The following is a 20,313-nucleotide window of genomic DNA, read 5'->3' as shown; positions in this document are numbered from 1 at the left end:
ACCTCGCCCGTCGTCCCCACCCCTCTGCGTTGCATCAGCCTTGAGCGGCTTGACTTGCGCGAGGTTCTTCTCAATGCTCCGGCCAAACAGTCGGCAGTCCACGGTTGAACGCCTCCCCCCAAAGGGGTGAGGAGAGGAGCATTGTGTTTCGCCATGAGCTGCCGTAGCTATGGCCGATTGCTTGAAACAATTGATGGAGATTGAACATCCGCAAGCCTATGCGTGGCGCCGCCGAGCGCGAGCCGTCCGGCCCGAAGATCAACGACGCGATCCGGGCACGTGAAGTGCGGCTCATTGATGAGACCGGCCAGAATGTTGGGGTCGTTAGCAAATTCGATGCCCTCGCCCGCGCCGAGGAGGCGGGACTTGACTTGGTCGAGGTATCCCCCGACGCCGAGCCCCCCGTCTGCAAGATTCTCGACTTCGGCAAATACAAATACCAAGAGCAGAAGAAAGCCGCCGAGGCGCGCAAGCATCAGAAGACCGTCGAGATCAAGGAGATCAAGATGCGTCCCGGCATCGATGATCACGACTACGACGTCAAGATGCGGGCCATCAGGCGTTTCTTCGAGGAAGGCGACAAGGTCAAGGTCACGCTGCGCTTCCGCGGCCGCGAGATGGCACACCAGCAGCTCGGCATGAACGTGCTGGTGCGCGTTAAGAACGACGTCGAGCCGATCGCCAAGGTGGAATCCGAGCCCCGTTTCGAGGGCCGCCAGATGGTGATGGTGCTGGCTCCGAAATAGCCGGCACCTGTCAGCCTTCACCGCCGTCTGAGCCGGATTGCTGCAACCCGAGGGCATGAGCCAGGCCCTCGTAGGATTTCCGTTGATCGCAAGCGTCGAAGGTCCAGGTCGCAAGCACAATCTCGTCCACCGCATGGTCTGCGGCAATAGCGCGAAGGCGATCTGCCACGTGTGATACGGCCCCGACGACGGAATAGCGACGCATCTCGTCGATCCGGGCCTGCTCCGCGGCCGTGTAGTGCTCCCTCTGCGCCTGCTCCGGCGATATCATCGGGCCACGCACGCCCCGATCCAGCATTACGCGCCAGTAGGCCCTGGGTGCGAACAGCCGCTCTACCTCCTCGGCGGTCTCGGCCGCGAGCGTCCAGATCGAAAGGGATGCCAGTGGCACCGCGAGCCGATGGCTGGGGCGGAACTCCGAGCGGTAAGTCTTGAGCGCATCGCCGGCGAGAGCGTAGTTGGTGCCGTGCGAAAAGTTGAAACAGAAGGGCAAGCCGTGCCGAGCGGCGAGCCTGGCTCCCCTGAGAGAGCTGCCGAGCATCCACGGCTCGGGTCCGTCCACATCGCGCGGATAGGCAAGGACGCCATCCTGGCGGGGCCTGGCACCGTCGTGCTCGAGCCACGCCAGCAGCTCGGCGACGTTGTCCTCATGCTCCACGTCCGGAGCACCGCGGTTCAGCGCCGCCACGGCGGCGGGGCTGCCTCCCGGCGAACGGCCGATGCCGAGGTCGATGCGGCCGGGCGCAATCGCGCTCAGAACGCGAAACACCTCCGCCACTTTCAGCGGCGCATAGTGCGACAGCAGGATTCCTGCGCTACCCACGCGAATGCGCCCGGTCACCGACGCGATGGCGGCGCAGAGGATTTCCGGCGCGCTGCCGACGTTGGCCGGACTGTTATGATGCTCCGCGACCCAGAAGCGATGATAGCCGAGGCATTCGCAATGCTTGGCAAGCGCAATCGTGCCCTGGAGCGTCTCCTGATGGCTCTTGCCGGCCGACGTCGCCGACTGATCCAGCACCGAGAAGCGCGTCATTCCGCGTCTCCCGTCGGAAAGACGACGGTGCGATCGTCGATCGTCGCGCGCGTGAAGCGTTCTCCGAAGACGCGATCCAGATCCGGAGAGGCCGCGACCGCTGCCGCCGCGCCGTCGAGCACAAGCCTCGCCTGGTGCATCAGCAGAACCCTCTCCGCGAACGCGAACGCCAGATTGAGATCATGAAGAACGACCAGCACACCCGTATCGCGCTCACGCGCCGCGTCGCACAGAAGCCGCATGGCCCGACGCTGGTGTTTGATGTCGAGGTTCGCCGCCGGCTCGTCGGCCAGCAGGAACGGCGTATTGGCCGCCAGCGCACGCGCCAGCATGACCCTCGCACGCTCGCCGCCGGAGAGGCTTTTTATGCGCCGCTCGGCCAGCTCGACGAGGCCGAGCTTGGCGAGGGTGGCATCGGCGTCGGACAGCGACCGCGCACCCAAGCGAACGATATCACGAACCTCGAGGTCCCAGATGAAGTCCTGCTGCTGGGCCACATATGCGAGGAGATGCGCCCGCTCGCGTGCACCATAGGCCGCAATTGGCCGACCCATCACCTCTACGCTGCCATGCGTTGACCGGCACAGGCCGGACAGCGCAGTCACGAGAGTCGATTTCCCGGCACCGTTGGGTCCCAGAAGCGCCACGATCTCCCCGCGGCGCAACGAGAACGAAACGTCGTCGAGCAACCGCTTCCGGTTGCGCATCACGCAGAGCTGTTCAACGCGGATCATCTGTAGCGCCGGACCAGAAGCAGGAGAAAGAACGGTGCGCCGATCAGCGACGTCAAAAGGCCCAGCGGAATCTCCGAGGGCGCGAGAAGGCTGCGCGAGAGACCGTCGAGGATGGCCAGAAACCCGCCGCCGACGAACGCCGAGTGGAGCAACAGCGGCGCATGCCGCTCTCCGATCCACCATCGGACGGTATGGGGAACGATCAGCCCGACGAAGGCGAGCACGCCGCCCCACGCAACGGCGAGGCCAGTCGCGAACGCCGCGACCGTGAGTGACAGCGTCAGAAAGCGCCCCACGTCGACGCCCATGGTGGCCGCTGTCGATTCCCCGAAGCCCAGGATATCGAGACGCCGCGCAAGCCCAAGAGAAGCAATCAGGCAGACGGCCGTGAGCACCGCGAACACCAGCAGCGTCGCGCCGGTCGGAGACTGCAGCCCCCCGAGGGTCCAGCTAATCAGCGCGCGCAAGCTTACGGATTCGTCGGAGAGAACCAGCGTCGCGGTCGACCTCAAGGCGCCGAGCAGCGCAGCCAGGGCTATTCCGACGAGCAGCATGCCGGCCGCATCTTCGATCCGCGCCGCACGGCTGATGGCGAGGACGAGCAGCGTGGCGCCCCAGGCCCCAACGAAGGCGAGGATGGGCAGGCCAACGGCGGCGAGCCATGAAAGAGGCAGCAGGATCGCAAAGACGGCCCCCAATGCCCCGCCGGCGGAGCTGCCGAGAAGAAACGGCTCGGCGAGCGGATTGCGGAACGAGCCCTGATAGATCACACCGGCTATCGCCAGGCAGGCGCCGACGAGGAATGCGCCGGTGACCCGTTGCACGCGCCAGGCGATCAGCACGTCGTCCGGTGTCGGATCGGAGGCGAGGAGCGCAGCCAGGAGGCGCAATGGCCCCGTGTTCACCACACCAAGCATCGCCCCGACGAGAATCCCGATCAAAGCGATGGCGACGGCCAGAGAGAGCGTGAGCGCGCCGGGCCTCATGGCACGAACGCCTCGGGATGGATGGCACGCGCCAGAATGGAAATGGCTTCGGCCTGCCGCGGACCGGGAATCAGCATGAACCCACGCGGCAAGACGGCCACCTTCTTCTCGCGCACCGCGCGCAAAGCCGTCCAACCCGGACGTCCCGCAACATCCTCTGGCTTGAGGCTCGGATCGCTGGCGAGCACGACGATGACATCCGGGTCGGCATCCGCGATGCCTTCCACGGTAACCTGTCGCGGCCCCGCGAGGGTGAACACGTTGCGCCCGCCCGCAAGCCGGATTCCGTCATCGGCATAATGGCCCGCACGCACCGTCTGAAAGGCCGCCGTCCCCGCCGCGCCCGTCTCCATGTACACGCCGAGGCGAGGGCGGTCCTTCAGCTTGCTGGCCAATTCCGCGATCGTCCCTTGCATCCTGGCGACGAGGCGATCGGCGCCATCCCGCAACCCGAGCGCATCGCCGAGCCGTCGCATGTAATTCAGGATCGACGCGAAGTCGGAATAGGTGGCAAGGAAAATCGGAACCCCCATGGCAGACAGCGGCCGGGTGAGCTGGGCGGCCGCATCGGTTCCGACAGCCATGACCACGAGATCCGGGTCGAGCGCAAGCACGGCTTCGACGGAAAAGCCGAGCGCTCCCCCGACGCTCGGCAAGCCCCGCACCTGCTCGGGATACGAAACCTTGCCGCCGATGCCGACCAGCCTATCGAGGGCACCGATGGCAACCACGGTCTCCACCATTGCCGGATTTATGGCAACGATCCGCCGCGGAGGAGACGGCAGGTTGAGCTTGTTGCCGGCCGCGTCCTCGAGCGCGAGGACGCGGCCGGCGATGGCAAGCTCTGCGGCAAACGCGGCGCCGGCAGCGAGAAGATGGCGCCGCGTCAGCATCAGAAGCGCACACCTGCGGTGAAGAGAAACTCCCGTGGCGGACCGGCATTGCCGGCGTTCTGCGCCGAGAAATCATCGGCGATATAGAACTCGTCGGCGATGTTGTTGACCGTTGCCTGAGCGAAGTAGCGATCGAATTCGTATCGCAGCGACGTATTCCAGACGATGTAGGACGGCAGGATCTGGCTCTGTCCCGCGGGAAGATTGTCACGCAGCGGACGCTCGCCCACGTAGTTCACGCTCACGTTCCAGTTCAGGTTCCCGAACCGCCAATCGAAACCGGCCCCTGCGAAATGACGCGCTGCCATGCGAATGGTGTTCCCCGAGTAGTCGGCGGTGAGAGTCTTGAACTCGGTGTTTACAGCATCCTGATAGCTGTAGGTGAAATAGCCGCTCAGGCTATCGTTGGCACGGTAGCGTAGCTGAGCCTCGACTCCTTCGACATCCTGCCGGGCATTGGTGAAGAGGAAGGTATCAGCATCGACGCGGAAGGAGCGCTGTGCATCGACACGCTCCATGTCGAAGAATGTCACCTCCGCGAACAGCGCGTTGTTGAATGCGCTCACCTTGAAGCCGGCCTCGTAGCTGCGCGTGAACTCGGGCTCGAGCAGTCTCGGCAGCGTGACACCGCCCGATGTCTCCAGCGCCGGAAGCTGAGGGCGGAAGCCTTCCGTATAGTTGGCGAAGACCGCAACCGTCGCCGCCGGGGACTGGATGACCTCGTAGCTCGTGCCGAAACGCTTCGTCGCCTTGTCCCCGGTCTGGTTCGCAACCACGCTTGTGCCAGAGCGCTCGACCGTTGTTTCGAACGTATCCCAGCGAATTCCGGTGAACAGACTCCACGGCCCCCAAGTGTAGTCCAGGCCGGCGAAGACGCCACCTATCGTTTGCGTCGTGTCGGAGAGCGTCGTTGCACCACGTATGCCGTAGGGATAGTTGCCGGCATTGGCGACCGGCGTCGTGAAGTTCGGTCCGAGGTAGGTCGGCTGATTCGAGAAGGACGGCGAAGCCTGATCCATCCTGCCGGTCTCGAAATTGCCGCCGAACGAGAGGTTGGCGATGCCGCCGAAGGCGCCGCCGTTCCATTGCGCGATGAGGTCGTTCTGAAGAATTTCCTGACGCGTGTCGGATTCAGACCAGCCCTTGTTTGTTGGCGTCGTGTTCGGCGTGATCGTGATGCCGCCCGTGGCGAAGCGGTCATAGCGGTTGACGTTGAAGATGTTGTGCACCTCCCAGCCGTTCCCCAGTGTTGCCTTGAGGGGAATGGAGAGCGAGGTGTACTCGCCTTCGAAACGCGCGCCGGGAAGACCAAAATTGTCCTCCCTCGTGATCCCGAACGCAGGACGCCCGTTGATGAGCGGAATGATCGAGCCACGCTTGGCGTCGACTTGGCTGAACTGGCCCACGACGCCCACCGTCAGCCAATCGGTGATCTGCCGGTCGACGGAGGCGGCCACGAACTCGGCTTCCCGATCCGTATTGCGCTGGAACCCGTCGGTGTCGGAGATACCGGCCTGGATCGAAGCCGCACCACCCTTTAAGGGCGTGTAGCCGCTCGCCACCGTCTCGCGGAAATTGTCCGAGCCGACAGTCGCTTTTTGCTTGTAGACAGCGGTATCGGAATCCGGCCGCGTGAAGATCTGCAGCACGCCGCCGATGGCGCTGCGGCCATAGAGGCCCGATGCCGGCCCCTTCACGAACTCCACGCGCTCGATGATCCCGACCGGGAGCATGGTGAGATCGGCCGATCCGCCAAGCTGGCGGAAGGGAACACCGTCGATCAGCACCAGGACATCGGCGGTATCACGCAGACCGCGCGTGGCAATGCGCGGGTAGGCGTTGCCTTGCGTGCCGAACTGCAGCCCAGGAACCGAGCGCAGCACCTGGTCCAGCCTGACAGCGCCCGACTTTTCGATCTCCTCGCGTGTAACGACGGTCGTGCTGTACGGGAGCCGCAACGCCTCGGTCGGCGTGCGCGACCCGGTGGTCGTGATCGGGTTCACGATGTCTTGCGCCGCCGCGCCGCTCACGGGCGATGCGCCGGCATTGGCGACCGGCGGCGCCGGCTCGCTTTGCGGCGCCTCGGCCTGGCTTGGAGCCGGCGGCGATTGCTTCTTCTTTGCGGCCGCGCTCTTTTTCTTTTGAGTGGCCGCGTCAACTACAACCGGCGGAAGCTCGTTGGAAGCCGGCTCAGGCGGCGTCTGAGCCATGGCCGCGTTGGAGCAAACGATTGCAGCGCCGGAAACGGCTGCGGTGACGAGGCAAGCACGAGAGTACGATGATTTCGACAACACCAGAATCCCCCAGTTGGCAGCACCAAGCCCTGAGGAAGCTGGACATCACGCACATTGGAACGGTGGGTATGGGAAAAGCGCGCTCCTCTCACAGCGTGCGCTGACGAGGGGCGGCATCCCGCGCCTGTATTTCAGAAAGTGACACCGTAGAACGACATGCCTGACGTAGCTTCCCTTCGGTTGCACATCAGTCGCCACTACGGGAGTCCGTTCCATCGCGCGGCCCGCACGAAGGATGGGCGACACGTAACGTCAGGTCTCCTGGCTTGCAGCTCGAGCGCCTCTCTCGCCGGCCTTCCCGGCAACCAAACCATGGCAGCCAGTGGCACATTGAGGGGGAGAAGCTTGCTGCATACAGTTGCGGGCGCAGCCGCGGCATTGACGGATCGACGTCTCACCGCGTTCCCATAGTCCGTTACGCGAGCATTTTGCGCCAATGCCCATGACCCTTGTCAATGGACAAAGCGGCAGGCAGGGATCGCGCGCATAGTTTGCGATCAATATGCAACAGACGAGCTCGCTGCTCGCCCGTCTCCAATGTCAGCCCTTGCACGAGCCATATGTAAGGACGAGGCGACCCGCCTGGCGGCAGAGCCGCGGCGGGTCCGCTCGGCACGGAGATCGCGCTGAGAAGCCGGGTGACACCGACGAGGCGCTTCGGAGTTCTAGGCGTGTGCGGGAGCAGCGCTCGGCCGCAGCCACCGCAGGGCGATCGCGGCCCGGTGCAGCACAAGCAGACCGGCAAACGACACCGCGTTGATCGCAAGAATGCGGCCGACCACCGCGGTCGAGAATGCCTCTTCCGAGGAACCCAAGACGAAGCCGGCGGCATAGAGGGCGGTCTCATAGAACACGAAAGAAACGAACAGCGCCGCGACCAGAATGAATAGGCCGTTCGCTCGCCCTTCCGTGAAGCTCCGAGCCGCGAGGAAACCCGCAACGGCCGCAAGGCCGATGGCGCCGCCCCACGCGAACGAGTTAAGCGTCTGCGGATAGTCCAGGATCAGATAGCCGACGAGCTGGTTCGCGAGCCACGCAGTGATGACGAGCACAAAGCCCGTTCCGCGGTCCATCTTGAGCGCAGCCAGCGCCGCAATGGCGGCAAGCGGCGCGGCACAGGCGTAAACGTAGCTGCCGCCGACGCTGAGGCCCGCGATGAGCGCGATCCACAGCGTGGAATTGACCGCGGAAGATCCGACTCCCGCCTCGCTCCGAGCATCTACCGTCATCGTCTTCTCCTCTCAGTTGGCCCGCGTCGTGCGGGCTGTTGTCACCGGAAATAGAACGGAATGGCGAACCGCAAGCCCGCACCGGGTGGCGGCGGCGGAAAAGGACCCGCGCCCCGGACCGCTGACAGAACCCGCCCATCGAGGCCGGGATTACCTGACGAACGGGCAATGCTTGCATAAGCGAGGCCGCCGGATTTCGAGACCCCGAAAGAGACCACGACGGTTCCGCGCTGTCCGCCGGCGGGAGGCTTTCTCGACGCAACGCGGGCGCGCACGATGGCCGCGTAGTTGATTGCCGAACCCCGGCTTGCGGAAACACGTCCTGCCGAGGCGGCCGAACCTTGTGTCGCTCGGGAGGCGGCACCGCCCTTCTGTTTCGAACGGCTCTCCGTCTTGCGCGGCTCGGAAGGATCGTGAAGCTTCGCGGTCTTGACCGGCCGCTCCCGTCGGGAGGGCTCGCGAAGCTCCTTGGCCTTGTTGGGAGGCGCGTCAGACGCCGCCTTCTCCGTGCCGGCCTGCTCCTCGGTCTCGAGCGCCCCCTCGAGACTGTCGAGCCCCTTTGGCGTCGGCTGCTCGGTCTCCACGGCAGCAACGTCTGTCGCGTCGACTTGCTCGGTGGGATCCACGGGCTTGAGTTGCTCTGTGGCGGGCGCGCTGGCGGCAGCCTGCTCCACCGTGTCGCCGAGGACAGATTGAACCGACGCCGGCGAAGCGGCGGCCTCGACGGATTGCGCCGTCACCGCCTCCAGGACTTCGGATTGCAGCAGCTCGACGCTGGCAGCCTCGGTCGGAGGCGTGATGGCGCCGGGCGAACGCTCGACCCAGAACACGACCGCCGCAAGCACAGCGCCGTGAAGCAGCAGCGACGCGACCCCGCTCGCACACGTCGCGATCGTGCGCCCCGCTCGGCCGCCACCAGACGATATGTCATGCCCACCGGGTATCATCGGTCGGATACCGCCTCAGTGCACCTTGCCGGCTCGAAATCCCCGCCCCTCGCAATCGAGCACTTCCGGATCACGGCCGAGCCACCTCTTTGCGACCGCGCGCCACGTCTTGAGACGGGTCCAATCGGGCTCGTCGGCCAGGCTGTCGTCCTCGTTGATGAAGGGGTTGGGAAAGAAGATCGAGATCATCGGCTCACCCTTGCCGTTCCACATCTCGAAGCCCCAGGTTACGGGCTTGGCGTCGGCACCGAAGCCGCGGAAGATCTGTGCCTTCGAGGGACGCCTGTGGGCGCGCAGCTCAGGGCTGACGGGAAAGCGCTCCGAGCCTTTGTTTTCGCCGATGCAGAGGTGGAAGTGGCCGCCGTGCTCGAACATCACCGTCAGATAGCCGTCGAGCAGCGAGATCTTGGTCGGCGGACCCGGACAGCGCATCTCGTAGGCCGCGCCTTGGATCAGCGGTCCGAAGCAGAGACCCCGCCAGTGCGTCTCGAAAACATCGCACAGAAAAGCGTGCAGGAATGCCTCGTCGAGCGGCAGCTCCCAAACCTCTCGGCTTGGCGAGCCGTCGCCGTTCCGCAGGATCTGCGTCGGCTCGCGCGGAGCGTTGGATTGGCTTTCATCCGCCGCCGACAGATTCTCGATCGCTGGTGTCGTCATAGGAGCTCCATGGGGCGAAGAGGGCCCAGCCGCAGAAATGACTCCGGGCAGGGCCCCCTATCCACTTTCGAACTGGCGGAGGCGAGCCTCCGCCAGGGCTCTTAATCGCCGAACCGCATGCGGACTCCGGCATAGGCCGCGATTTCCGCGGTCTCATAGCCGAAGACCTCCTGATAATCCTCGTTCAGAACGTTCTCGACGCGCGCGAACGCCGTGAGCTGATCCGAAAGATCGTACTCTCCGACCACCGTCACCAAGGTGTAGCCATCGAGAAGAACCGGAGACGGAACCGACGGAACGAAGCTGCTGTCGTAGGCCTCGCCGTTGTAGACCGCGCTCACCGTCGTCCGAGCCCGCTCCGAGAACCTGTAGGTCGCATTGAGGCTCGCCTGATGCTCCGGCCTGCGGATCTCTCGGGCGGTCAGAGCACCACGGGTCTGATAGGCATCGAGGTGCGTGTATGTCGCGACGATATCCAGGTTGTCCGTGGGACGCGCGGTAACCGTGATCTCGATGCCCTCCCGCGTGCTTTCGTCCTCCAAATTGATCGGTGTTGCGAGAAATGACGGCGCAGGGAAAATCGTGTCGATCTCATTCTTGAGTTTGGCCCGGAAGTAGGTCACGTCGACCAGGAGCGCCTTGTTGAAGAAGCTCTGCTCGATACCGACATCCCAGGAGATCGATTCCTCGGGAACGAGGTTCGGGTTCCCGATGAACTGATCGGGAAAGAAGCCGAACTGCTCGACGAACGTCGGGTTCGTCACGCCCTTGCCGTAGCTTCCATGAAAGCGCGTGCCCGTCTGAGCCAGCAGATAGGCGGCGGTGAAGCGGTAGGTTTCGGCATCGTCGAAGGCGTCGTTCTTGTCGAACCTGTAAGCGCCCGTCAGAAAGAGGCTGTCGAACAGCTCGAGCCGATATTCCGCCACGTGGCCCTGGAGCGTGCGCTCCTTCTTGTCGCGTTGCGCAGGAGTATCGAACGGACCCGTGTTGCGGAACGTCTCGGTCTCCTCCTCGATCAACCCGACGATCGTGTGCTTCGCGTTGGCGATCGACGGCGTGTTGAACTGAACCGTGGTCTGGTATCCGAAGCTGTCGCGTGTACCCTTGTTGCCGGAGTTTCGAACCTGATCGGCAAAGCCCTCAGTCTCGTAGTCCGTCCTGTTGAAGAACACCGAATGCTTCCAGTGTCCGTCGAACGTGCTCAGAGTGGCCCGCGTGGCGGCAAAGAGCTGGTCGACCGCGCTTGATCGGTCCCCATCGACGACAAGGCCGTAATTGGGTCCGGGGGTGAAAAAGGGAGGGCCGCTGTCGCTGAAATCCTGGGGATCGAACTGCGCACGGGTACGCGTCTTGCGAACCACGCCGTCGATGTTCAGGAACGGCAGCACATCAGCATCGCCTTTGAACGAGATGGTACGGTTATCGTACTCGTCGTCCTCGTCGCCGTACGGCGACGAGCTGTAGCCGTCCGTGTCGAGCCCGGATGCGCTCACGATACCGCGTGCCCAGGTGTTCGCGGCGGAAGCGTATCCGGAGAGGAGCTTGGTTCCGAAGCTGCCGCCTTCCGCCTTGATACCGACGCGCGCGCCGGGCTCCGCCTTCTTCGTGATGATGTTGATGACGCCGGCGGTGGCATTCGAGCCCCAAAGCGCGCTCTGCGCACCGCGCAGAACCTCGATCCGCTCGATATTCTCCGTAACCAGCGTGGAAAGGTCGAACTCGCCCTGGCCCGGATCGCTCACCTCGATGCCATCGATGATGACCAGGGTGTGGTTGCCCTCGGCGCCGCGGATACGGGCTTGCGTCAACCCGCCGAACGGCCCGCTCCGGCTGATGGAGACACCCGGCACGGAGCGAAGCGCCTCGCTCACATAGGTGATGCCACGCTGCTGCAGCTCCTCACCGGTGATGACGGTGACGGCTGTGCCGACCTTTTCCGCGTCCACGTCGGTTCCGCGGCTGTCGCCTTCGATGACGATACCCTCGAGCGTGGTGACACCGGCGCTCTGGGCCGATGCGTTGCCTGCCCATAACGAGGCGATTGCAATCGTGCTCGTGCAGGCTCCGAGTACGAGCCTGAACGCAAAAGGCTTGGAGAAAGACATTTGACCCCCGTCGCGATTGATCGACGGAAGCGACCCAGACACTCACATCAAAAAAGCGGCATCACCGCCCGCACCCGCGAAGACGCGCTGCCGGCGTTACCCTTCCGCAATGTGGATTAGACGGCGTGATTGACCCCGGCCATGCCTGACGTTGCTCCCAATCGGTTGCACATCAGCCGCCACTACGGGTAACCGTTCCAACCGCGCGCACCGCACGGAGGATGGGCGACTCGTGCCGGCAGGTCTCCTGGCTCACGGCTCAAACGTCACTCTCCAGCCTTCCCGGATCTCCAATGCGGAGCGCCAGTGGCAATGTAGGAGAGGACTCGCCGCTAACAGTTGCGGGCGCAGCCACGGATTAGGCGTTGCCGCCTCACCGTGTTCCCTCTTGGTCGCCACCCGCTTGCGCGTGTGGCATCACCGTCACGCCCCTAATGCGCCGCAGGATTTCTCGCCTGTCAATGCAATTCCTGCGTGCGCGTCATGGCGCCTCAGCCGCGAGATACAAAACTGCCACATCGGCCGGAGCGGACCGCGACCGCGGCGGAGCGACCGGATACGGGCGATCGCTCCGGTCGAAAGCGTCTCGGATTTCAAGGACCTGAACGAGATCGTTTCTACTCGTTCTCGGCCTCGCGGACACCCGTGATCCAGCGGGTGATCTCGCGCTGCACGGCATCGGGTTGCTCCGATACTCCGCGAGTCAGCGCCCTGAGATGGTTGCGGGCATCATGCAGTTGATCGATCAGCGACAGGATGACGGGCAGGCTCGCGTGGTCGAGCCCCATGCGATAGTGCAGGTCGCACGCCAGCGCCACGCGCGCCTGATCGATACGATCGAACAGATAGCCCGCAGCGTCGCGGTGGGGTTCGATCACGCCCTCATCGATCCATGCCACCAGGACGTGCTGCTCGAGGCACGTGAACTGCGCGATGAGCTCGCCTTCTCGGATCATGTCACGCTGCGTCCCTTCCGCGCGGGTTCTGCGGGTGAGCTTTTTCCCATTCGGCCATGAACTGAGCCAGGGCGTCGTCGGCGCCCTGCGGGGGCACGATATGAATCGTGACCAGTTGATCGCCGCGTCCGCCGTCTTTGCCGCGCGGCACACCCTTGCCGCGCAACCTCAGTTTCGCCCCCTCCTTGACGCCCTTCGGCACCGTGAGGTCGACCGGCCCGTCCACCGTTTCGGCGCGGACGCTCGCACCGTTCAGCGCCTCGCCGAGCGAGACCGGGAGCGTGCTCAGGATATCCAGCCCCTCGCGCTTGAAGATTGCATGCGGCCTGACCGAGATCTCGACATAGGCGTCGCCCGGCTTTCCGTCCGAGCCCGGCAATCCCTGCCCCTTGAGACGCAGCACCTGGCCCTCGCTGATCCCCGGCGGGATCGCGATGTCGAGCGTTTTGCCGTCGGGCATCGACACGACTTTGCGCGCACCCTTGACCGCGTCGAGGAAGTCGACTTCCAGCGCATAGCGCACGTCCTGGGGCGGCATGCGGAAGCCGCCCCTTTCTCCGCGCCCTCGAAAGAGATCGGCAAAGATGTCGTAGTCGAAGTCTGCCTGACCGTCGCCGCCGCTCTGGCCACGCCGACCGTAGCGCATGGTGGGATCAGCCTCGGCATACTCGCGATAGAAGTGCCGCTCCGGCTGGCGCTCGGCGCCCGTCTCGTCGATCTCGCCGGCATCATAGCGCTTGCGCTTGTCGGCATCGCCGATGATATCGTAGGCGGCATTGATCTTCTTGAATCGTTCCTCGGCTTCGGGCTTGCCGGGATTGAGATCGGGATGCGTCTCCTTCGCGGCCTTGCGGTACGCCTTGCGTATGTCGTCCTGGCTGGCGTCGCGTTCGACGCCCAACACCTCGTAGGGATCGGCCATGCGTCTCATGTTCTCGTTGGAGCGGGCCGCAGGATCACGGCACGCGCAGGCGTAGACTAAGCCAGCGCGCACATTTCGATCAACGCCTACAATGTGGCATGCTGTGAGGTCTCGGGATCCAAAGCGATGGCAGCAACACAGAGAGGAGTTCGATGACCACGGCCGCCTACACGGGAAGTGCGCCTCCGGGCAACAAGGAGATCTCCGTTCTCCGCCCCCAGCTCTCGGGTTGGGTCGCGAGGCTCTGGCAGATCGGCACGACGAACGAGTCGGTCCCGATGCTGAAACTGAGCGGAAGCATCGATCCGCGCCGCATAGAGAATAGGGATTTGGCCGAGACCCTGCGCCCGGTCGAGGCTGGCTTGCGCAACGTGTCCGTCTATCTGGAGCACACCCAGACCGAGTTCGGCGCCCCCTGGTCGGTCGGGCTGGGTGCGGTCGACCAGCAAAGCAGCAGCTTCTTCCTCGGCAAGTTCATGACTAGCCGCATCGGCCCCGTGATCGGAGCTCTGATCGGCGGATCGACAGGCCGGGTGGACCTCTCCATCGGGGTGGTACCGATCGAAGTGTCGGGCAGCCGGGTACGCTTTCTCGTGACCGACTACGACATCGGAGCCGTCGGCCGTCTAAGCTGAACGACCTCCGGACCATCGACACGACGCGCGTGCCCTAGGGCAGGAACCGCAGTTGGCTGCCCGAAATCGGGCTGCTCGCAGTCAGCATCGAGAAATAAACCTCGACGGTCTGGCCAACCATTTGACCGCCGCCATCGAATTCGCGGCCCTGGCTCTGGGTCAATGGCCCCTGAAATTCGCGCAGCAAGTCCAGCATCCGGTGCGACGCCGTCTTGAACTCCTCGAACCCTTCGGGCTTCTCCCCGGCGAAGCGATCGAGCACGTCGACCGCCCCGGCGTATTTATCGAGCTCTTCGCCGAACCGCTTCACGTCGATGACGGCATTTTTCGGCGGCACGACCCCGGCAATGATCTGGTCGAACGTCTCGCCCGGCGTATTGGGCCCAAGCGAGTCGATCATCTCGTCCAGTGTGTCGCTGTCGATCGGCTGAGGCCGGTCCCGCGGAAACAGGTCGACGACACGGTTGGCCGCGTGCATGACCTGCCCGACCTGCCAGGTCGCCGAGCGGCCCTCGCGCTTCTCGACCGACGCAATCTCTTGTCCTTCGACGTCACGAACGAAGGCGCGCAGTTCCGGCATCATCGCGTCGCGCTCGGCAAGGAACGCGGTAGCAAGCGGAACCATCTGCTTGTGTAGCGCCTGGCCCTCCGCTGCCTTGTCGGTCTCATACCCGTTGCGCTCGTAGTAGGCGCTCGCTTGGTTGATGACCGGAGCTAAAGCCTCGTAGGCATCGATGTAGCGCGTCATGGCCGCATCGAGCTTCGCAACACTGGGCTCCGTGCCGGCTGCCGCGCGTGCTTCCTTCAGAAGGCCGTCCAGATCGTTAAGATCGTACATGCCGTAGGAAATATACCGCTCCTTTCCGGTCGGCCCGGTCTTCATGTTGACCCAGCTCCCATAGCGCTCCCAGGACTCGACGGCGCGCTCGGTCATTTTGGCGACTTCGATGTAAGTGTTGGCCTTTTGGAGCGCCGCCTGAACGTCCTGAGCTGACGCGCTCTGCACAGGCATCAGAGGCGCGAGCGCGCCCACTGATCCGGCGACGAGGATGAGGAGCCCTGCGAGGCCGCGCATAACCTGGTCAATCCGTGATGCACGCATGCCTGAACCTCGCCTGAAAATGCAGTCTGCACGTGGGGTTAGCAGCGAGCGCATCGCTCCGCTGAGACCGAGGATGTCTGCAAATCGCAGTATACTGCTGTTACCTGCGGAACAGGGTACGCCATCGTTCCTCGCGCAAAAAAAAGGCGGAGCGTGAGACGCTCCGCCTTGCCGCATTCGCCAATCACTGGCCCTAGTACGACTGCTGCACCTTGCGCTTGTGCTGATCATAGCGCAGCGCCTTGCGCTCGCGGCCCCAGCTCTCGCCCTCGAGGTTTTGCGCCGCCTCGCGGCTGCGCGTCTCGAGCTTGTCCAGCGCCGAGATCGAAGCCGACGGCGCGGCCATGGCGCCGGCGCCAAGCGCGCTCTTCTGCCGGTTGAGATAGGCCGCGTTGTCCTCAAGCACCTTGCGCGCAGCCGAGATGTCGCCCGCATCACGCAACTCGACCGCCTTCTCGCTGTTCTCGGTCGCAACCTGCTCCGTCACCTGGCTCATCACGCCTTTGTTCACGCTCGCCTCCGCCTCCTTTGCATCATCCGTGAAGCGCGCCTTGACGGCTGCCTTGGAGGTCGCCCGCGCGCCGCTGTCGAGGTTGAGATATTCCACGTCGACGCTCGCCACATCGCCCTCGCTAGCCCCGAGACCCGACGCCGGCACCTCAAGCTCCACCACCACGTAGCGCTCGGTATCGGCCGGAAGCTGGTTGAGCTTCAGCGTCACGCGCCCGCCCAAGATCTCGGCCTCCCGGCCGAGCACGCGCTTCGGCGTGAAGCCCGACTTGCACTCGATCTGGATGATGATGTCGCGCGCGGCCACGGAGAGCGCATCGCCGAACTCCCGGTCGAAGATCTCGGGCAGGTCGCTCGGCCGCTCCACGAACACGTGGTTGCCGTCGCTCGCGGCCGCGAGCCGCTGCATGAGATCCTCGTTGTAGTCGAGCCCGAGGCCGATCGTGGAGACCGTGATGCCCTTGCCCGCGAGCGCGCGCCCGAGATCCGCGAGCTCGGACGGCGAGCTGGGGCCTACGTTGGCGAGTCCGTCGGAGAGCAGCACCACGCGGTTGACCTTGCGATCCGACAGATGCGCCTTCACCTGCTCGCCACCTTCCTTGACGCCGGCATAGAGCGCCGTCGTTCCGGATGCGACGAGCTTGTCGATCGCACGATCGAGCGCGTCACGCTGCGCACCAAGCCGGCCGGCTTCCGCGAGCACATCCACCTCGTGGTTGTAGGAGACGAGCGAGACGATATCCTCTCTGCCGAGCCTTTCGAGCGCCACGTGCGCGCCCTTCTTGGCCGCGGCCAGCCGCTCCCCGCTCATGGAGCCGGATCGGTCGATGACGAGCGCGACATTGATCGGCGGACGATCGCGCGCGGCCGATGCCGCGAGCGTCTTGAGCGACAAACGGAGATAGATACGCTCGCCGCTCTTGCGGGCGATAGCGGAATGGCCGAGCTCCGCGCCGAGCTGGAGCTCGGCGGCACGGGCCTGAGAGGCTGGGGTAAGGAATGCGCCGCAGACCGCGGCCAGCGCAAACAATGAGGAAAGGACGCGCACAGGCGACATGGGAATCTCCTCGAAATAAAAATGAATGCGCAGAATAATTTCGTCCCCAGGCGGAATAATGCGAAAGCGGTGACCGAACGGCGCTGGCGTCATGGCGAAAAAAAGAAAAGCCCGCGTGCGGCCAAGCCGCCACGCGGGCTTTCACGTAACACGTTCTCCGTCAGTTCAGCGTGCGCTTGGCATCACCTTCCGCGACCTGCTGCGCCGGCGTCCGAAGCACAAGCTGAAGCTGCTTCTCGAGCGTGATCCAGTCCCTGTCCGTGCGGCGCGCGTTCGAGACCAGGCTCTGATGGACGCGCCGCGCGACGGCGAGCAGAACCTGATCGTCGCCTTTCAGCATGCCGGCTCCGCTGTCGGGCTCGAGCTGCTCGATAAGATCGACAAGCGCACTTTCATAGGGGCCGTTCGGAAGCAGCATGAGCACGTTCCAGCTTTGCTCCACCTCTTCCCACGCGTTGACGAGTTGCTGGCGGCGCAGGCCATCCTCGGGTGCGAGGCCGCCATCGAGATGCGCGAACACGCGCTCGAGGCGGGCATGCTCCTGCTGATCGCGGCCGGAAAGCTCCTGGTCGAGCGCCCTGTGGCTCTGCCGCAGCGTCACCATGGCGTCGCCCGCAAGACGAGCGGCCTCGTAGGCGGATCCCGAGAGCGACGTGAACGACTCGGGCGCGACGCCGAGCGACTCGACGAGCGCGCCCAGATAGCTCGGCTGCTCTTGCTCGCCGTCGTCGTCGCGGGACCCCTGCCGCGTATGGTCCGCGATCGCACGCTGCTGCGGCGTGAGCGATCCGCCCTGCCGCGCATCTCCGCGCCGCGGCGCGGAGATCTGTGCGAGGCGCGAGCGCCCGCCGCGGCCGACCTCCCGCGCCCGGATGCGCGCCAGCGTCTTGTAGAGATCCTTGTGGACGTAATATCTCTCGGAGTTCTTGATCCGCTGCACGCGCGCGAACGTCGCGCCCGTGTTGAGCACGTTGAGCATGACCGGCCGCACGTCGTCGGGGACGTCGTCCAGGAACACCTGGGACGTGAAGCCGCGATCGTCGTCCATCGGCACCAGCTCGCCGAGCACGACCTCGGCGTTGGCGCCGACCTCGGGCAGCAGCGCGACGACGAGCTGGTCCTCCATCTGGTCGAGCAGCATTCCGGTCTCGGCCTTGTCGCGGTCGCGCTCGAGCTCGCGCTTGATGACGCTGTTGAGGAATTCGAGCAGCTCCGAGCGCACGAGATAGTGTCCCGGCTCGCCGCCGCGGCGCACCGCACCAATGATCGCGCCGGCGTTGAGCACGTCGCGCACCTGCACGGCCGTCTCGGGATCGAGTTCGTCGAGTCTCACCTCATTCGAGTAGCCGTCCACGATCTCGATCGGATGCATGGCCTGCGATACGAGCCGCGCCTTGCGGAACGTATCCGGCAGCAGCGCTGTCTCGATCATGGCGTTGAGCTCTTGCGAGTTGCGCGCCTTGCTGCTCGGCACGTCGGAGAGCGGCGATCGCACGGCGTTGGCGCCGAACAGACCGGTCATGAAGATCAGGCTGTCGATGCCGATGGCGATGGCGAGCGCGAGATACGCAAGCCGGTTGCCGTCCTGGAACGCGTTGAGCGTGACGACGAAGTTGTGGGCCTTGTCGTCGCGATTGAGATCGACGAAGGAAAGACGCTCGCCGAGCGCATTCGCATCCGTGCTCGGCAGGCCGGAATCGCGCAGGCAGGTGCGCCCGAACGTCAGCAGCGGATCGACGCCGCCCGTCGTCGGAATCTTGTCGCCGCCCGCGCAGTGAGCTTCGAAGGCCTTGAGCCCGGTGTTGAGCGCGAACACGGCCGCCGCCGCCTCGACCGCCTGCTTGGGATCGCAGTCGATGTCGCGCACCCGCTCCTTGGTCGCCTCCGTGCTGATCATGGCATCATAGAGCTGCACGCAGTGCTGATGCAGCGAGCCGAGCCGCTCCGTCGAGGGGTCCTGGCGGAACTCCGCACGCGCCTTCTCGAACGAGGCCCTGACGCGCGCCGGATCGACCTTTTGCCCCTCCTGGCCGAGCTGCGAGGATTCCGCGGCCTGGATGCGCTGCTCGGCGGTCACCGCCTCGCCTTTGAGCTTGGCCAGCTCGCCGTCGACGCCCGCCAGCTCCCGCTCGATCTCTGCGATGCGCGTATCGACCACATCGAGGCGTTTCTGCGCGTCCTTCACGCGCTCCTCGCCGATCTTGTAGTAGTCGCGCAGCCGGCCGAGCTCGCCCATGCGCTCGCGATAGACCGGCCCCTTGCCGGCCTTGAGCGTGCCTTCGACTCCCTTGTCCTCGGCCATCGCCTCCACGCGCTTGGCATCGACCTCGCGCGCGCGGTTGTCGAGCTCGCTTTTCTTGCCGGCGAGATCGCCCGCAAGGCCCGGCCGCTCGGCCTTGAGCCGCGACAGCTCGTCCGTCAGCACGTTCTTCTTGCCGACCAGCCCCGCCTGCCCGCTGGTGGCAGTAGCGACGCGCTCCTGCTGCTCGGCAATCGATGAGCGGTGCGCCTCCATCTGGCGCGTGAAATGCGCCTCGATCTCGCGCTCCGCGCCCTCCGAGGCCCTGGAGAGCTTGCCGAGCTCGGCCTCGTAGGCGTGCCAGCCCTCGCTCTGGAACAGGCGCTCGGCCTCCGAGATACGCCGGCTGGAGATGGTCTCGCCGATGTCCGCCACCACGCCCGCGACCTGGTTCTTGGTGCGGATCTCGGCCGCGCGCTCGCGCTGGTCCTTGGGGAAGATGACGTTGAAGCGGCTGTCGAACGAGAAAAACACGCTGGTCGCCATACAGGCCAGGAACATGACCCACAGCATGGCGTTCTTGGCCATGATGCGCAGGCCCTGGGTGTAGGGCTGAAGCACGTCGCTCGACGAGAACATCATGATACCGGCCACCGCGAGCAGCAGGACGCCCGCGCCCACGAGGCCGAACAGGAGCTGATCGTTCGACACCCCGACGTGGATGATGGCGATCACGAGCGCCATGAGCAGGAAGCCGCCGCCGAGCACCGACAGCGCCACCATCGGCGCGCTGACGCGGCGCCCGTGCTTTCCCCGCACCTGGTTCATGCCGGTGGCGAAGCTCTCGCCGATCAGCCACGCCACGATCAGCATGATGCCGTGGATGCCAAAGGTGAACATGGCCGAGAGCACGGATTCGCCCGTGAAGTTCCGCATGCCGTCCCAGGTGGTCCAGCCGCCGGCGAGCGAGAGCAGGATCGCCGCGCTGCCGATCAGCGCCAGGCGCCAGTTGGTGAACAGCGCCTTTTCGATCTCGCCCCAGATCCGCGGCAGCACGCGCACCAGCACCGCCGCGACCGCGAACACGAGAAGGCCCGTGATGATCCAGTTGGCCGCCTGAGGTGCCGATAGGTCCTGCGTGAGATTCGGAAGTGACGGAAGTGATTGGACGACTCCGTCCGCGGCAGCCTTGACGTCCCAGCCCATGGCTTCAATCCCTCTGACGCTCGATCAGACGAGCGCGGGCGCACATCGCCCTTATGCAC

General features: G+C 64.8%; 16 protein-coding genes and 2 riboswitches. Of the genes, 2 read left to right on the top strand and 14 right to left on the bottom strand.

Annotation, left to right across the window (positions count from 1 at the left end; translation table 11 throughout):
- The first annotated feature begins 218 nt into the window (after positions 1 to 218).
- On the top strand, positions 219 to 746 hold the full coding sequence (gene infC / locus IT540_RS02015) for a translation initiation factor IF-3 (protein ID WP_291172541.1): 528 nt from the start codon (positions 219 to 221) through the stop codon (positions 744 to 746).
- Between the two features lie 10 nt (positions 747 to 756).
- Here infC and IT540_RS02010 read toward each other — a convergent pair whose 3' ends face one another.
- The 11 genes from IT540_RS02010 to IT540_RS01960 form a co-directional block, all read right to left on the bottom strand.
- On the bottom strand, positions 757 to 1,782 hold the full coding sequence (locus IT540_RS02010; RefSeq protein ID WP_291172518.1) for an LLM class flavin-dependent oxidoreductase: 1,026 nt from the start codon (positions 1,780 to 1,782) through the stop codon (positions 757 to 759).
- Positions 1,779 to 2,516 carry an ABC transporter ATP-binding protein gene (locus IT540_RS02005; protein ID WP_291172515.1) on the bottom strand — a complete coding sequence of 246 codons (738 nt, stop codon included), beginning with the start codon at positions 2,514 to 2,516 and terminating at the stop codon, positions 1,779 to 1,781. Before IT540_RS02005 ends, IT540_RS02010 begins: the two co-directional genes overlap by 4 nt.
- Positions 2,513 to 3,502, bottom strand: a complete 990-nt coding sequence (locus tag IT540_RS02000) for an iron ABC transporter permease (RefSeq protein ID WP_291172512.1) — start codon at positions 3,500 to 3,502, stop codon at positions 2,513 to 2,515. The genes IT540_RS02005 and IT540_RS02000 overlap by 4 nt, the downstream gene beginning before the upstream one ends.
- Positions 3,499 to 4,395 carry an ABC transporter substrate-binding protein gene (locus IT540_RS01995; protein ID WP_291172510.1) on the bottom strand — a complete coding sequence of 299 codons (897 nt, stop codon included), beginning with the start codon at positions 4,393 to 4,395 and terminating at the stop codon, positions 3,499 to 3,501. Before IT540_RS01995 ends, IT540_RS02000 begins: the two co-directional genes overlap by 4 nt.
- Positions 4,395 to 6,605 (bottom strand): TonB-dependent receptor, encoded by a 2,211-nt coding sequence (locus tag IT540_RS01990; protein WP_291172508.1) that lies wholly within the window; start codon positions 6,603 to 6,605, stop codon positions 4,395 to 4,397. Before IT540_RS01990 ends, IT540_RS01995 begins: the two co-directional genes overlap by 1 nt.
- A 317-nt stretch (positions 6,606 to 6,922) precedes the next feature.
- Positions 6,923 to 7,145: riboswitch (cobalamin riboswitch) on the bottom strand.
- 209 nt (positions 7,146 to 7,354) lie between these two features.
- Positions 7,355 to 7,918: a hypothetical protein gene (locus IT540_RS01985; protein WP_291172506.1), complete on the bottom strand. Its 564-nt coding sequence runs from the start codon at positions 7,916 to 7,918 to the stop codon at positions 7,355 to 7,357.
- Positions 7,919 to 7,959: 41 nt separating this feature from the next.
- Positions 7,960 to 8,763 carry a TonB family protein gene (locus IT540_RS01980; protein WP_291172504.1) on the bottom strand — a complete coding sequence of 268 codons (804 nt, stop codon included), beginning with the start codon at positions 8,761 to 8,763 and terminating at the stop codon, positions 7,960 to 7,962.
- Between the two features lie 117 nt (positions 8,764 to 8,880).
- On the bottom strand, positions 8,881 to 9,522 hold the full coding sequence (locus IT540_RS01975; RefSeq protein WP_291172502.1) for a hypothetical protein: 642 nt from the start codon (positions 9,520 to 9,522) through the stop codon (positions 8,881 to 8,883).
- Positions 9,523 to 9,623: 101 nt separating this feature from the next.
- Positions 9,624 to 11,627, bottom strand: coding sequence for a TonB-dependent receptor (locus tag IT540_RS01970; RefSeq protein WP_291172500.1), 2,004 nt, complete (start codon positions 11,625 to 11,627; stop codon positions 9,624 to 9,626).
- A gap of 219 nt (positions 11,628 to 11,846) precedes the next feature.
- Positions 11,847 to 12,067, bottom strand: a riboswitch (cobalamin riboswitch).
- A gap of 177 nt (positions 12,068 to 12,244) precedes the next feature.
- On the bottom strand, positions 12,245 to 12,583 hold the full coding sequence (locus IT540_RS01965) for a chaperone modulator CbpM (protein ID WP_291172498.1): 339 nt from the start codon (positions 12,581 to 12,583) through the stop codon (positions 12,245 to 12,247).
- A gap of 1 nt (position 12,584) precedes the next feature.
- A complete protein-coding gene (locus IT540_RS01960) occupies positions 12,585 to 13,505 on the bottom strand; it encodes a J domain-containing protein (protein ID WP_291172539.1) in 921 nt (306 codons plus the stop codon).
- A 152-nt stretch (positions 13,506 to 13,657) separates the two neighbouring features.
- Here IT540_RS01960 and IT540_RS01955 point away from each other — a divergent pair, with 152 nt between their 5' ends.
- Entirely contained in the window at positions 13,658 to 14,140 is a 483-nt protein-coding gene (locus IT540_RS01955; RefSeq protein ID WP_291172495.1) for a hypothetical protein, read from the top strand.
- A 34-nt stretch (positions 14,141 to 14,174) separates the two neighbouring features.
- Here the strand turns inward: IT540_RS01955 and IT540_RS01950 are convergent, their stop codons facing one another.
- The 3 genes from IT540_RS01950 to IT540_RS01940 all read right to left on the bottom strand — a co-directional run bounded on the left by IT540_RS01950 (position 14,175) and on the right by IT540_RS01940 (position 20,254).
- Positions 14,175 to 15,215 carry a DUF3829 domain-containing protein gene (locus IT540_RS01950; RefSeq protein WP_291172493.1) on the bottom strand — a complete coding sequence of 347 codons (1,041 nt, stop codon included), beginning with the start codon at positions 15,213 to 15,215 and terminating at the stop codon, positions 14,175 to 14,177.
- Positions 15,216 to 15,435: 220 nt separating this feature from the next.
- Positions 15,436 to 16,809 carry a VWA domain-containing protein gene (locus tag IT540_RS01945; RefSeq protein ID WP_291172490.1) on the bottom strand — a complete coding sequence of 458 codons (1,374 nt, stop codon included), beginning with the start codon at positions 16,807 to 16,809 and terminating at the stop codon, positions 15,436 to 15,438.
- A gap of 160 nt (positions 16,810 to 16,969) precedes the next feature.
- Entirely contained in the window at positions 16,970 to 20,254 is a 3,285-nt protein-coding gene (locus IT540_RS01940) for a hypothetical protein (RefSeq protein ID WP_291172488.1), read from the bottom strand.
- Positions 20,255 to 20,313 lie beyond the last annotated feature (59 nt).

The organism is Hyphomicrobium sp., from assembly GCF_020852195.1.
Taxonomy (GTDB): domain Bacteria; phylum Pseudomonadota; class Alphaproteobacteria; order Rhizobiales; family Hyphomicrobiaceae; genus Hyphomicrobium_C.
The sequence above is the reverse complement of the archived record's forward strand: the minus strand, read 5'-3'. Positions and strand labels throughout refer to the sequence as shown.

Bases quoted from the DNA above. Each gene is read 5' to 3' on its own strand.
- IT540_RS01995 (WP_291172510.1), bottom strand. From the start codon at position 4,395: ATGCTGACGCGGCGCCATCTTCTCGCTGCCGGCGCCGCGTTTGCCGCA.
- IT540_RS01960 (WP_291172539.1), bottom strand. From the start codon at position 13,505: ATGGCCGATCCCTACGAGGTGTTGGGCGTCGAACGCGACGCCAGCCAG.
- IT540_RS02000 (WP_291172512.1), bottom strand. From the start codon at position 3,502: ATGAGGCCCGGCGCGCTCACGCTCTCTCTGGCCGTCGCCATCGCTTTG.
- IT540_RS01940 (WP_291172488.1), bottom strand. From the start codon at position 20,254: ATGGGCTGGGACGTCAAGGCTGCCGCGGACGGAGTCGTCCAATCACTT.
- IT540_RS01985 (WP_291172506.1), bottom strand. From the start codon at position 7,918: ATGACGGTAGATGCTCGGAGCGAGGCGGGAGTCGGATCTTCCGCGGTC.
- IT540_RS01950 (WP_291172493.1), bottom strand. From the start codon at position 15,215: ATGCGCGGCCTCGCAGGGCTCCTCATCCTCGTCGCCGGATCAGTGGGC.
- IT540_RS01965 (WP_291172498.1), bottom strand. From the start codon at position 12,583: ATGATCCGAGAAGGCGAGCTCATCGCGCAGTTCACGTGCCTCGAGCAG.
- IT540_RS01990 (WP_291172508.1), bottom strand. From the start codon at position 6,605: ATGGCTCAGACGCCGCCTGAGCCGGCTTCCAACGAGCTTCCGCCGGTT.
- IT540_RS01970 (WP_291172500.1), bottom strand. From the start codon at position 11,627: ATGTCTTTCTCCAAGCCTTTTGCGTTCAGGCTCGTACTCGGAGCCTGC.
- infC (WP_291172541.1), top strand. From the start codon at position 219: ATGCGTGGCGCCGCCGAGCGCGAGCCGTCCGGCCCGAAGATCAACGAC.
- IT540_RS01955 (WP_291172495.1), top strand. From the start codon at position 13,658: ATGACCACGGCCGCCTACACGGGAAGTGCGCCTCCGGGCAACAAGGAG.
- IT540_RS01975 (WP_291172502.1), bottom strand. From the start codon at position 9,522: ATGACGACACCAGCGATCGAGAATCTGTCGGCGGCGGATGAAAGCCAA.
- IT540_RS01945 (WP_291172490.1), bottom strand. From the start codon at position 16,809: ATGTCGCCTGTGCGCGTCCTTTCCTCATTGTTTGCGCTGGCCGCGGTC.
- IT540_RS02005 (WP_291172515.1), bottom strand. From the start codon at position 2,516: ATGATCCGCGTTGAACAGCTCTGCGTGATGCGCAACCGGAAGCGGTTG.
- IT540_RS02010 (WP_291172518.1), bottom strand. From the start codon at position 1,782: ATGACGCGCTTCTCGGTGCTGGATCAGTCGGCGACGTCGGCCGGCAAG.